This window comes from Devosia sp. (assembly GCF_039927955.1).
Classification (GTDB): Bacteria; Pseudomonadota; Alphaproteobacteria; order Rhizobiales; family Devosiaceae; genus Devosia.
Window position 1 is genome coordinate 1 of the sequence record NZ_JBDSUA010000024.1, and the last position, 12,983, is coordinate 12,983.

The 12,983-nt window shown below is 61.8% G+C and carries 11 protein-coding genes; 8 read left to right on the forward strand and 3 right to left on the reverse strand.

The window, feature by feature from the left end:
- A partial coding sequence (locus ABIT12_RS06740) for an FCD domain-containing protein (RefSeq protein ID WP_348042414.1) occupies positions 1 to 653 on the forward strand: 653 nt, incomplete at its 5' end.
- Positions 654 to 710: 57 nt separating this feature from the next.
- On the opposite strand, the gene chvE is transcribed toward ABIT12_RS06740, so the two are convergent.
- On the reverse strand, positions 711 to 1,781 hold the full coding sequence (gene chvE, locus ABIT12_RS06745) for a multiple monosaccharide ABC transporter substrate-binding protein (protein WP_348042415.1): 1,071 nt from the start codon (positions 1,779 to 1,781) through the stop codon (positions 711 to 713).
- 394 nt (positions 1,782 to 2,175) lie between these two features.
- Here chvE and ABIT12_RS06750 point away from each other — a divergent pair, with 394 nt between their 5' ends.
- The 7 genes from ABIT12_RS06750 (at position 2,176) to ABIT12_RS06780 (ending at position 10,413) form a co-directional block, all read left to right on the forward strand.
- The gene (locus ABIT12_RS06750; RefSeq protein WP_348042416.1) at positions 2,176 to 5,523 is read left to right on the forward strand and encodes a transglutaminase family protein; all 3,348 of its coding nucleotides are present in this window, start codon (positions 2,176 to 2,178) and stop codon (positions 5,521 to 5,523) included.
- Between the two features lie 103 nt (positions 5,524 to 5,626).
- Positions 5,627 to 8,029, forward strand: a complete 2,403-nt coding sequence (locus tag ABIT12_RS06755; protein ID WP_407065598.1) for a circularly permuted type 2 ATP-grasp protein — start codon at positions 5,627 to 5,629, stop codon at positions 8,027 to 8,029.
- Between the two features lie 5 nt (positions 8,030 to 8,034).
- Entirely contained in the window at positions 8,035 to 8,913 is an 879-nt protein-coding gene (locus tag ABIT12_RS06760; RefSeq protein ID WP_348042418.1) for a transglutaminase family protein, read from the forward strand.
- A gap of 125 nt (positions 8,914 to 9,038) precedes the next feature.
- Complete coding sequence (locus tag ABIT12_RS06765) at positions 9,039 to 9,206, forward strand: hypothetical protein (protein ID WP_348042419.1); 168 nt, start codon at positions 9,039 to 9,041, stop codon at positions 9,204 to 9,206.
- 22 nt (positions 9,207 to 9,228) lie between these two features.
- Positions 9,229 to 9,387 (forward strand): DUF3309 family protein, encoded by a 159-nt coding sequence (locus tag ABIT12_RS06770; protein ID WP_348042420.1) that lies wholly within the window; start codon positions 9,229 to 9,231, stop codon positions 9,385 to 9,387.
- Positions 9,388 to 9,603: 216 nt separating this feature from the next.
- Entirely contained in the window at positions 9,604 to 9,966 is a 363-nt protein-coding gene (locus ABIT12_RS06775) for a DNA gyrase subunit B (protein WP_348042421.1), read from the forward strand.
- Positions 9,967 to 9,969: 3 nt separating this feature from the next.
- Positions 9,970 to 10,413, forward strand: coding sequence for a hypothetical protein (locus ABIT12_RS06780; RefSeq protein ID WP_348042422.1), 444 nt, complete (start codon positions 9,970 to 9,972; stop codon positions 10,411 to 10,413).
- Positions 10,414 to 10,419: 6 nt separating this feature from the next.
- Here ABIT12_RS06780 and ABIT12_RS06785 read toward each other — a convergent pair whose 3' ends face one another.
- Together ABIT12_RS06785 and ABIT12_RS06790 are read right to left on the reverse strand one after the other, a co-directional pair.
- Positions 10,420 to 11,946, reverse strand: a complete 1,527-nt coding sequence (locus ABIT12_RS06785; RefSeq protein WP_348042423.1) for an HWE histidine kinase domain-containing protein — start codon at positions 11,944 to 11,946, stop codon at positions 10,420 to 10,422.
- Positions 11,947 to 12,049: 103 nt separating this feature from the next.
- Positions 12,050 to 12,973, reverse strand: coding sequence for a diacylglycerol kinase family protein (locus ABIT12_RS06790; protein WP_348042424.1), 924 nt, complete (start codon positions 12,971 to 12,973; stop codon positions 12,050 to 12,052).
- Positions 12,974 to 12,983: the final 10 nt, after the last annotated feature.

Consider the following 12,983-nt stretch of genomic DNA (forward strand, 5'->3'; position numbering starts at 1 on the left):
GCGAAGCGGAGCTCGCGGAGCGCTACGATGTCAGCCGCCTGACCATCCGGGAAGCTGTCAAAATGCTTGAGGGACGCGGTCTGCTGGAGATCGCCAGGGGCCGAAAGGCCGTGGTACGCGCACCAAACGGGTCCGCCTTCACGGATTTTCTGACGTCCGTCATTCGCCACGATGCCCATGGCCTGTTCGACCTGCTCCAGGTCCGGCTGTCGCTGGAGGTTCAATCGGCAACGCTGGCGGCCAAACACGCCAGCCGCGCCGGCATCACCGCGATCGAACAGGCGCTCGACGGCATGCGCCAGGCCGTTGGTGATACGGACACCTATTCCGAAGAGCAGGAATTGGCCTTCCAGCGCTTCGATATCGGCTTTCACGAGGCCATCGCTCTGGCCAGCGGCAACCGGGTCATGGGGTATCTGTTCGAAGCCATGGCAATTCCGCTGCGCGAAGGCTTTGCCTTCAGCCGACGCGGCCATCAGCAGCGCGGCCAAACGCTGCGCCACACGCTCGACGCCCATCAGCGGATTCTGGATTGTATCAGGCAGGGCAATGGCCGGGGTGCCGCCGATGCCATGCGGCATCACCTCAAGGATACCGAACTCGATATCCGCACGGCCATGAGCACCTATGCCGGGCGCGACCAGCGCAAATAGGCTCGGTCAAAGGCAAAAAGACCCCGCGCCACCGGCGCAGGGTCCTCCAGGAGAGACTTATTTCAGGTCTTCGGCCTTGATGTAGCCCGAGCCGATGACGAGCTGTTCGTAATTCGACTTGTCGACCGCATAAGGCGTCAGCAGGATCGAAGGAACAACCTTGACCTTGTTGTTGTAGGTCTTGGTGTCGAGACCTTCTGGGGTGCCGCCGGAAACCACGGTGTCAACCAGAGCAGCGGTGGTCTTGGCCAGTTCGCGGGTGTCCTTGAAAATGGTCGAGTACTGTTCGCCGGCAATGATCGACTTGATCGAGGGAACCTGAGCGTCCTGACCCGAAATGATCGGCCAAGGCTGATCGGCCGAGCCGTAACCAACGCCGCGCAGCGACGAGATGATGCCCAGTGCCAGGTTGTCGTTTGGTGCGAGAACCGCATCAACGCGGCCGCCATCCGAATACGATGCTGAAAGCAGGTTATCCATGCGAGCCTGCGCGGTGGCGCCGTCCCAACGGAGCGTACCATCCTTGTCCATGCCCATCTGGCCGGACTTGACGACGAAGTCGCCCTTGTCGATCAGCGGCTGCAGGACGGACATCGCGCCGTCATAGAAGAAGAACGCGTTGTTATCATCCGGCGAACCGCCGAACAGCTCGATGTTGAACGGGCCCTTCTTTTCTGGATAGCCGAGACCCTTGAGCAGCGAATTTGCCTGCAGCACGCCAACGCTGAAATTGTCGAAGGTGGTGTAGTAGTCAACGTTCGGAGTCTGGTTCAGCAGGCGGTCATAGGCAAACACCTTGACGCCTGCATCGGCAGCCTTCTGCAGCACGTCAGACAGCGTGGTGCCATCAACAGCGGCAATCACCACGGCCTTGGGGCCCTTGGTGACCATGTTTTCGATCTGGGCCAGCTGGTTCGGAATATCATCGTCTGCGTACTGCAGGTCGACGGTGTAGCCCTTGGCTTCGAGTTCGGCCTTGAGCGCGTTGCCGTCATTGATCCAGCGCAGCGTGGTCTTTTCCGGCATCGAGATGCCGATCAGGCCCTTGTCCTGCGCAAAAGCGGTCGATGCGGTCAGCGCAACGACGCCAACGGCCAGTGCGGCCGTCAAAGTTTTCAGAAATGTCACGTCAGTTCTCCCATGGTTTTCGACGTCATGAACCTGGGAAGACGGAAATAAGATGGCCGTGACAAAGCGGTCGGCGAGCCGACGTAAAGGGATACGTCGAGGCGCACCATCCAGCTTCGATCTGCGGAAATCTCTCCCAAAGGCGGCGTTCGCCGTCCGAGCCCTCCCAAGCTCAGCGGCGACGCTATCTCTTTGCTTTCCTTGCGGCAAGACAATTTTGAGGTACGTACGGCAAACGTTTCCAAAATTTTTCAACGCTGTGGCGGGTATTCGCCGGTTATACGCGCGCATTGCCGTCCCGCATCCACAACGCCTATCGCTGGCGGAAATCTCCGGCTAAAGTCTTTACCGGGAAGTCAAAATTTGTGGCCGTTACAGCGAGCGACGCTAGCGTATGTCAATCAAAGCCGCCGTCTATCACCTGACGCACTATAAGTACGACAGGCCGGTTGTTCTGCAGCCCCAGATCATCCGGCTGCAACCAGCGCCGCACAGCAAGACCAAGGTTCTGAGCCACTCGCTACGGGTTTCCCCGTCCAAGCACTTCGTCAATATCCAGCAGGACATGTACGGCAATTACCTCGCCCGATTCGTGTTCCCCGAGCCGGTGACCGAACTCAAGATCGAAGTCGATCTGGTCGCTGATATGACCGTCTATAACCCGTTCGACTTCTTCGTCGAAGAGCGTGCCGAAATCTGGCCGTTCCAATATCCCGAAGAAATCCGCGACGACCTGTCGATCTACATGCAGCCGGAGCCGGTCGGCCCCCTGCTGCAGAAATTCCTTGATGGCATCGACAAGACACCAATGAACACGGTGAATTTCGTCACTGCCATCAATGCCTCGATCCAGCAGCACATCGCCTATATCGTACGCATGGAAACCGGCGTCTGGACGCCCGAGGAAACGCTGGGCAATGCCAGGGGCTCCTGCCGCGATTCGAGCTGGCTGCTGGTGCAGACCCTGCGCAATCTCGGCCTCGCGGCCCGCTTTGTTTCCGGCTATTTGATCCAGCTCAAGCCCGATCTGGTCTCGCTCGATGGCCCCGCCGGCACTGACCACGATTTCACCGATCTGCATGCCTGGTGCGAAGTTTATCTGCCCGGCGCCGGCTGGATCGGCCTGGACCCCACCTCCGGGCTGCTCACCGGCGAAAGCCATGTACCACTCGCCGCCACCCCGCATTACCGCAACGCTGCGCCGATTTCCGGCTATGCCAGCTTTGCCAATGTCGAATTCGGGTTCGACATGCGGGTGGATCGCGTTGCAGAACATCCGCGCATCACCAAGCCGTTCTCGGACGAAAGCTGGGATGAGCTGAACGCACTGGGCAAGAAGATCGACACCGTGCTGCAGGCCAATGACGTACGCCTGACCATGGGGGGCGAGCCGACCTTTGTCTCCATCGACGATTTCGAAGCTGGCGAATGGAACACCGAGGCCGTTGGTCCGACCAAGCGCGCCCTGGCCGATGATCTGATCCGCCGGCTGCGCCACCGTTTTGCACCCACCGGCCTGCTGCATTACGGCCAGGGCAAGTGGTATCCCGGCGAAAGCCTGCCGCGCTGGACCTTCTCGCTCTACTGGCGCGTCGATGGCAAGCCGGTGTGGAAGGACGAAAATCTCGTCGCCCGCGAAGGCATCAAAACCGCCGCCACCCATTTGGATGCGCGCAAATTCCTCGACGCTTTTGCGGCCAATCTCGGCCTCACCGGCGAAACCATCGACGAAGCCTACGAGGATCCGGGAGAATGGCTGCTCAAGGAAGCCAATCTGCCGGAAAATGTCGATCCGGCCAATTCCGAACTGGCCGACCCCGAAGCTCGTTCACGCATCGCCAAGGTGTTCGCGCGCGGCCTGACCAATCCCACCGGCTACGTGCTGCCAGTGCAGCGCTGGAACGCCCAGGCGTCGAGCCCGTGGTTGACCGAAAAGTGGAAAACCCGGCGCGGCAAGCTGTTCCTTGCCCCTGGCGATAGCCCGGCCGGTTATCGCCTGCCATTGTCCTCGCTCAAGCACCTCAAGGCCACTGACTATCCTCATATCGTGCCGCAGGACCCCGGGGAAGCGCGGGGCACCCTGCCCGATCCGGAAAAGCTGCTGGCCGGCAAGAGCGAAGGTGTCCAGGCCGATCCACGCGCCCAGACCGCCGCGGCTTTTACAGCTGCCAGCGAGCAACAGGATCGCACCGAGCAGGAAATCAGCGAAATCGAAGGCCAGGTCCGCACCGCCGTGACCTGTGAAGTGCGCGATCACCGTCTTTGCGTGTTCCTGCCGCCGGTCGAAAAGCTCGAAGACTATCTCGAACTGGTCGCCGCCACCGAAGCGGCCGCCAAGGCCGTTGGCCTGCCGGTGCATCTGGAAGGCTATGCGCCACCCAGCGATCCGCGTCTCAACGTCATCCGCGTCGCGCCAGATCCAGGTGTCATCGAGGTCAATATCCACCCGGCCTATAACTGGGATGATTGCGTCGCCACCACCACGGCGATCTATGAAGAGGCGCGCAATTCACGCCTCGGCGCTGACAAGTTCATGATTGACGGCCGCCACACCGGCACGGGCGGTGGCAACCACGTCGTTGTTGGCGGCGCTACGCCCAATGACAGCCCGTTCCTGCGCCGCCCAGACCTGCTCAAGTCGCTGGTGCTGCACTGGCAGCGCCACCCGGCGATGTCCTATCTGTTCTCGGGCCTGTTCATCGGGCCAACCAGCCAGGCGCCACGCTTCGACGAAGCCCGCCACGACAGCCTGTACGAGCTTGAAATCGCCATCGCTCAGGTGCCAAAACCCGGTGAAGGCGATATGCCCTCGCCCTGGCTCACCGACCGGCTGTTCCGCAATCTGCTGACCGACGTCACCGGCAACACCCATCGCTCCGAGATCTGCATCGACAAGCTGTTTTCACCCGATGGGCCCACCGGCCGCCTTGGTCTGGTGGAATTCCGCGGCTTTGAAATGCCGCCCAATGCCCGCATGTCGCTGGCCCAGCAGGTGCTGATCCGCGCGCTCATTGCCCGCTATTGGGCCAAGCCCATCGATGGCAAATTCACCCGCTGGGGCACCACGCTGCATGACCGGTTCATGCTGCCACACTATGTCTGGCAGGATTTCCTTGATGTGCTGGCGGACCTCAAGGCCAACAAATTCGCTGTCGATCCGGCCTGGTTCGAAGCCTTGCTCGAATTCCGTTTCCCGTTCTGCGGTGAAGTCGAATACGAGGGGGTCCGCCTCGAACTGCGCCAGGCGCTGGAGCCTTGGCACGTCATGGGCGAGCAAGGCGCCATCGGCGGTACCGTGCGCTTTGTCGATAGCTCCGTTGAACGCCTGCAGGTCAAGCTGCAGGGCATCAACACCGAGCGCTATATCGTCACCTGCAACCAGCGCCCCGTCCCGCTGCGCCGCACCGATGCTGCTGGAACTGCCGTCGCCGGCGTCCGCTACAAGGCCTGGCAACCAGCTTCCGGCCTGCATCCGCGCCTGCCCGTCAATACCCCGCTGGTGTTCGATATTTACGACACCTGGTCCAAGCGTCCGGTCGGCGGCTGCGTCTATCACGTCGCCCATCCGGGCGGCCGCAGCTACGACACCTTCCCGATCAACGGCAATGAAGCCGAGGCCCGGCGTCTCGCACGGTTTGAACCACAGAACTACACCGGCGGCCGCTTCCGGCTGGTGGAAGAAAAGCCTGCCGACGAGTTCCCGCTGACGCTTGACCTGCGCCGCGCCGCCAGCTTCACCTAGACGGAACAGAAAGACCGCACTTTTGCCAATAGCCATGGCCCACCAAAGGGATAAAGCCCCCGCACTGCCTCGCGCAGTTCAGCGGGGACTTTAGCTAATGGACATGCGCAAGGAGCGGCCTGGCAGCACCCAACTCACCAGAAGCCTGATCGCCGACTACGTGCTCAAGCCCGGCGTGCCCGACGAAATGATCGATTCGGCCGGCAATATCCGCCCCGGCTGGTCGACGCTGATGTCGGCCTTTGATGCGCTCGGCCCGACCGAGCTGGCCGCCCGCTTCGAACGCGCCGATCAATATCTGCGCGATGCCGGCGTGTTCTATCGCAAATACGATGGCGCCGAGGGCAAGGAACGCGCCTGGCCGCTGGCCCATATTCCGCTGCTGATCGATGAGGCCGAATGGGCGCTGATCAGCCACGGGCTGGTACAGCGCGCCGAACTGCTCGAAACCGTGGTCGCCGACATCTATGGCGACAACACCCTGGTGCAGCGCGGCCTGCTGCCGCCCGAGCTGGTAGCGCGCAACAGCGAATTCCTGCGCCCCATGGTCGGCATCAAACCCACCAGTGGGCACTACCTGCATTTTTGTGCGTTTGAACTCGGCCGTGGCCCCAATGGCGCCTGGTGGGTTTTGGGCGACCGCACCCAGGCCCCTTCGGGCGCCGGCTTTGCGCTGGAAAACCGCGTCGCCACCACGCGGGCGCTGTCCGATATCTACGGCACCATGAATATCCACCGGCTCGCCGGGTTCTTCCGAGGCTTCCGCGACACCCTGTTTGCCCAGGCCCGCAAGGACGGCGGGCGGGTCGGCATCCTGACCCCGGGTCAGCACAACGAAACCTATTTCGAACACGCCTATATCGCCCGCTATCTCGGCTTCATGCTGCTTGAGGGCGAGGACCTTATCGTCGAAGATGGTCAGGTCATGGTGCGCACCGTTGCTGGCCTCAAGCCGGTCAGCGTGCTCTGGCGCCGCATGGACGCCTCGTTCGTTGATCCGCTGGAACTGCGCTACGATAGCCGCATCGGCACGCCCGGCATGGTCGATGCGCTGCGCCACGGTTCGATCTCGATGATCAATGCTCTGGGCACCGGGATTCTTGAAACCCGCGCGCTCGCAGCCTTCATGCCGCGCCTGGCCCAGTCCCTGCTCGGCAAGCCGCTCGACCTGCCCGAAATCGCCACCTGGTGGTGCGGCCAGGGCTCGGAACGCGAGCACGTCATCAAGAATTTCGACAACCTGATGATCGGTCCCGCCTTCGCCACCAACCTGCCGTTTGACGACCAGCGCGGCACGGCGCTCGGCTCGACGATTTCGTCCGAGCAAAAGGCCGCACTGCTGGAACGCATTGCCAATGGTGGTGCCGATTATGTCGGACAGGAACCGGTGCAACTGTCGACGGCGCCGGTTTATGTGGATGGCAGGTTGCAACCGCGCCCGATCACCCTGCGGGTGTTTGCCGCCCGCACCGACAAGGGCTGGACCATCATGCCCGGCGGCTTCGCCCGCATCGGCTCGACTTCCGATACCGCCGCCATCGCCATGCAGCGCGGCGGCCAGGCCGCCGACGTCTGGGTGGTCAGTTCCAAGCCGGTCGAGCGCGTATCGCTATTGCCGCGCGATGGCGAAAAGCTGGTGCGCAACTCACCCGGCAGCCTGCCCAGCCGCGCTGCCGACAATCTGATCTGGCTCGGGCGCTACGCCGAACGCTGCGAAGCCACGGTGCGTATCCTGCGCGCCTACAACGCACGCCTGGCCGAACTCAGCAAATCCGACCTGCCCATTCTGCAGCACACCCGCGACTATCTCGAAACCATCGATGTCGATGCCGAAACCGCCCTCCCTGAGGGCCTTTTAGCCGCCATCGACAGCGCCGTACACAGCGCCAGCCAGATCCGCGACCGCTTCTCGCCTGATGGCTGGCTGGCGCTCAACGACCTGCAAAAATCTGCCCGGCGCTTTGCCACCCGTGTCCAACCGGGCGATGACGCCACCCGCGCCATGACGGTGATCCTGCGCAAGCTGGCCGGCTTTTCCGGCCTCGTGCATGAAAACATGTATCGCTTCGCCGGCTGGCGTTTCCTCGAACTCGGCCGGCGCCTCGAACGCGGCATCCAGATCGCCCGTATCACCGCCTGGCTCACCGACAAGGACGCGCCGGATGGCTCACTCGAAATGCTGCTCGAAATCGGCGACAGCGTCATGTCGCATCGCCGCCGCTATTCGGTCAGCGCCGGCACGCAAAGCTCGGTGGATCTGCTCGTGCTGGATCCGCTCAACCCGCGCTCCGTGATCTTCCAGCTTGCCGAACTGCGCCAGCAGATCGAGGTGCTGCCCGGCGGCATCGATGATGGTCAACTGTCCCCTGCCGCCAAGGCGGCGCTGCAATTGCACACCGATCTGATGATTGCCGAGCCCAAGGACATGACGCCCGAACGCCTCGAAACCCTGGCGGCCGATATCGGCATGCTCGCTGCCCTCGTGGCGGCGGCCTATTTCGTGTAGCGCCCATGCTCTACGATATCCGCCTCCACCTGCATTACGATTATGACTCCCCCGCACAGGGCGGCCGTCACCTGATCCGCGTCGCGCCGATCTCCATTCTCAATGTGCAGCGCGTTATTGCCGCCGCGGTGACCTGCGATCCAAAGCCGGACCGGGAAACCAACTTCCACGATTTCTTCGGCAATTCCGTCACCACCATTTCCTACAACAATGCCCACGACCATTTCGATGTCCGTCTCGCCGCGCGGGTAATGGTCGAAGACATCCATGCGCCTGCCGATCTGTCCCCAACGCTGGATGGTCTCAAGGCCGATATCGCCCGGCTGTGGTCGGTGCAGCCGGAAAGCCCGCATCACTTTCTCGCGGCGTCACAGCGCGTGCGGCCCGATGGCGAAATCACCGCCTATGCCCGCAAGTCCATCCATGGCAGTCATTCGGTGTTGTCCATGGCCATGGCGTTATGCCTCGCCATCAACCGCGATTTTGACTACGACCCCAAGGCCACCGACGTGCAGACCAGCCCCAATGAGGCCTTTGCGCTCAAGAAAGGCGTCTGCCAGGACTTCGCCCATATCATGATTGCCGGTCTGCGCGGCCTCGGCATCCCCGCCGGCTATGTCTCGGGCTTCCTGCGCACCAATCCACCGCCGGGCAAACCGCGCCTCGAGGGCGCCGATGCGATGCACGCCTGGGTGCGGGTCTGGTGCGGGCAGCATGCGGGATGGATCGAGTTCGATCCCACCAATGCCATGATTGCCGGTGCAGACCACATCTCCATCGGCCATGGCCGCGATTATGCCGACATCTCGCCCATCGTCGGCGTGCTCAAGACCAGCGGCAAACACGAGACCAGCCAGTCGGTTGACGTGCTCCGGGTCGAATAGACCAAACCATATCTCGACAGCGCGGTGGAACCAAAATCCGGTTCCACCCGTTGATTTGGCAAGCGCAACACGGCGCCGCCAAATCTGACTTTTGCCTCACGGCAGAAGTGATCGGGAGGAAGCACATGAGCCAGGCAGAAATTCGAGCCCTTGAAGACGCCGGTCGCACCGCGATGGCGTGGTCCACCGACGGCTATGATGGGCGCACCCATTACGGCGATGTCCTCAAGGCCGTGTTGCCAGCCACGATCCTTTTGGCAATCGCCACCGTTTTGTTGCTGACCATCCTCTAGCGTCAACCCAAGGAAGCGTCACATGACCCTCGGTACCATTCTCATCATCGTGCTGATCCTGCTGCTGATCGGCGCCCTGCCAAGCTGGGGTTATTCCCGCGGCTTTGGTTACTTTCCGTCCGGCATTGTCGGCACAATTCTGGTCGTGGTGCTCATTCTGGTCCTTCTGGGCCGGGTCTAGTCATACCAATAGGCACGTCCGGCTCCCTGCCGATCGTCGCAAAACGGCGATGTGCCTCGCGGGTTTTCAGGTCGCCCCACCTGGACCCGCACCTTTCACCCCGGCACGTTCAATCGTGCCGGGGTGGCCTTTTCCAGGACACCAATCATAGTGCAGCGCCGGAACCCCTCGGCTCGTCGTGCGTTTATTCGATAACTTTTCAAGGAGCGTTTCAACATGGCCAATACAACCGACCTCGCCCCCACCCGCCGCAAAGTCAATGGCGCTCCTCGTGCTGCAACAGCATCGGTGCGCGAAAAGCATCTGGAAGACCAGATCAGCCAGCTCCAGAGCGATCTGAAGGGCATTGCCGCAACCCTTGCCCGCATCAGCGGTGACAAGGTCAACGAAGCCCGCGATACCGCCAAGAGCGAGTATCGTAACCTGCGCGCCCAGGGCCAGCATGTCGTCGCCGATGTGCAGGACCAGGCCGGTCAGGTCGAAAAACAGATCAAGGATACCATCCGCGAAAAGCCGCTGACCGCTGTTGCCAGCGCCGTTGGCATCGGTTTCCTTCTGGCCCTGTTTTCGCGGCTTTAATCCATGAACCTGTTGGCGGCCCTTGCCGGGCTGATGGGCATCCAGGTTGATGCAATGACTGAAAAGCTCAAGCGCACAGTGGCGGTCAACGCCATCGTCGCCTTGTTTGGGCTGATCGCGCTGAGCTTCCTGCTGGTTGCCGGGTATCTGGCGCTTACCACGGCAGTGGGACCAATTTTTGCCGCGCTCTATATCGGCGCCGGCGCATTGGTCACCGCTGTGGCAGTCTATCTGTTCGCCCAGATCGGCGCCGGGACGCGCCAGCAGAAAGAGGCCGAACGTCGCCGCTCAAGCGAGACCACGGCGTTGATCTCAACAGCAGCGATTTCGGTGCTGCCGATCCTGTTGAAATCGCCGCTCCTGCGCAATATCGGCCTGCCGCTCGCTGCGGTGGCCGCGTTTTTCATACTGGGCGGCGCTGGTCATTCGGACGACGACGATGTCTAGCCCGCGCTAGAGCGCTACACTGGTGGGCGGCAGCGGCATCCAAACCCGCGCCGTCACCCCATCCGGAGCAAAGTTGAGCTGAACGCTGCTATCGAGCACTTTGGCGAGGCTCCGTTCAATCAGCCGCACACCCAGGCCGTTGTCGATCGGCGGTTGAACCGCCGGTCCGTTGCGCTCTGACCAGTTGAGCAGCAGCCCGTGCGATGGGCTCTCCACAACATCCCAATCGATCGCCACGATCCCGGCCGCGTCTGACCATGCGCCATACTTATGGGCGTTGGTGGTCAATTCATGCAGGATCAGCCCCAGCCCAAGCGCGTGGTCGGCTGGCAAGAATACATCACGGCCAGAGGCTTCGACCCGGTCAGGACTGGTGATGAAATTGGGACCGAGCTGGGCACCAATGACTTCATAAAGATGCACCCCGGCCCAGTCGCGATCCGCCAGCAGCACATGCGCATCCGAAATCGTCCGAAGGCGACCCGAAAAGGCCTCGATAAAATCGCGCGGGTCCGGATTTTGCCGGATGGTCTGTCGCGCCACCGACTGGATCATCGCCAGCGTATTTTTTACCCGATGATTCAACTCGCGCAACAGCAGCCGCGTCTGCTCGGCGCTCACCTTGCTTTCGGTAATGTCAAAGCTGGCGCCCATCACCACCAGCGGATTGCCATAGGCATCGCGTTGATAGACCCGCCCCCGCATCACCAGCCAGTTGCCGCTTTGCCGGGCGCGCACTTCCACGTTGAAGTCGATGCCCCCTTCAAAAGCGGCATCAAACGCTGCCTGCATTCCCGCGCGGTCCCCGGGAAGAATAGCATCGACCAGTTGCTCGATCTGGATACCGCCACGCTCGGGCAGTTCATGCATGCGACGGAACGTATCATTGCAGCCGACATCGCCGCTTTTGACATCCCAGACCCAACTGCCGACCTTGCCCGCCTCCAGCGTCAAGGCATGGCGCCATTCCTCCCGGATCAGTGCCGCCGACGTGCGGGCCCGCACGCGAGCCTCTTGCTTCAGCGAAAACAGCGTGGAAGCAACATCGGCCAGATCGATCAGCTGTGCCACCAGCTGTGGATCGACTTCAGCACGCGGCGTGGTTCCAAGCACGCACAGCGTACCGAGCCGCTGGCCATGTACCACGATCGGCGCCCCGGCATAAAACCGCGCGCCCGGCCAGCCAGTGACAAATGGATTGTCGGCAAATTGTGGGTCAGCCAGCATATCGGGAATGATCAGATGGTCGCGATCGACCGCCGCGATAGTATGGGCACAAAACGATATGTCGACCGAGGTGCCGTTCAGCGCGTCGATGCCAAAGCAGGATTTGAAGCGCTGCGTTTCTTGGTCGAGCAATGTGACCAGCGAAAACTCGGCGCCGAATAATCGTGCGGCAATCCGCGTCAGCCTGTCAAAATCCGGGTCGGGCTGGCCTTCGATAACCTCAAGCGCCTCAAGGACTTCAAGCCTGGACGGATCGGCGAGTGCCTGGCGCACCGCATCCGAAAGTGGCTTTGCTGACTCAATCACTCTGTCTTCCTGACGCAATTCGTCCAGCAAAAATCCACCGCAACATCAGGCTGCAAACGCGCTGCCTGACCAATGGTTGCAAGCCCGCCTGACTATTTTACTTCTATGCGGCAACAGCGACGGGCGTCTCCGATTTTGGCACGACCACCAGCAGCGCGCCCGGATGCACCCGCAACACCACTTCGCGCGCCAGATCGATCAATTCACCATCGACCACCGCCTGCGCATTATGCTTGCGCTTCGGAAACCGCAGCAGCAGCTCCTGCAATTCGCTCTCCCACACCATCGGGCTATCGCGCCAATGGCCGCGGAACACATCGAATGCCAGCCTGGCCAGCGCCCATGCCGACATCGGCGCCGCGACATAGACGCCCAGCACCCCGCCATCGAGCGCATTGGCGTACGGGATATGGCCTTCGCCAATCGGATTGTTGGAAATGGCGATGCCCGAGGCCCGCCGCTGTTCCCGGCCGCGCCGGGTGTGGATTTCCACCGCGAAGTCCGGCGGCCGGATAATGGTGGAGACAATGGCGCGCAGGCTGGCAAACATTTTACCCAAGCGGCTGCGATAGGTGATGGTCTCGCGAATCCGCACGAGCCTCGCATGCACGCCAACGCCGAACTGATGCACGAACGGCCGGCCATTGGCCGTCGCGATGTCAATACCGGTGACCTCGCCCCCCGCCAGCGCCTCCAGCGCCTGTTCGAGATCGAGGGGTAGCTTCAGGGCGCGGGCAAACAGGTTCATCGTGCCTGCCGGCAGCACCGCCAATGGCAGTTTCTTGCGGAAGGCCACATCTGCGGCCGACGAAATCGTGCCATCGCCACCACCCGCCAGGATCGCTTCAACGCCCGGCGAGTTGGCCGCATCCAGCAATGCCTGCGCAATGTCGCCACCGGCGACAACCCGGCATTCAAGTTGATGGCCGTGTCGGGTGAATATCTCCACCGCACGCGCGCCAAAAGCCTCGAGATCCATGGTGCGTAAAGTTCCGCCATGGCTGTTCAGAACGGCCACATACCGCACAAGGCAACTC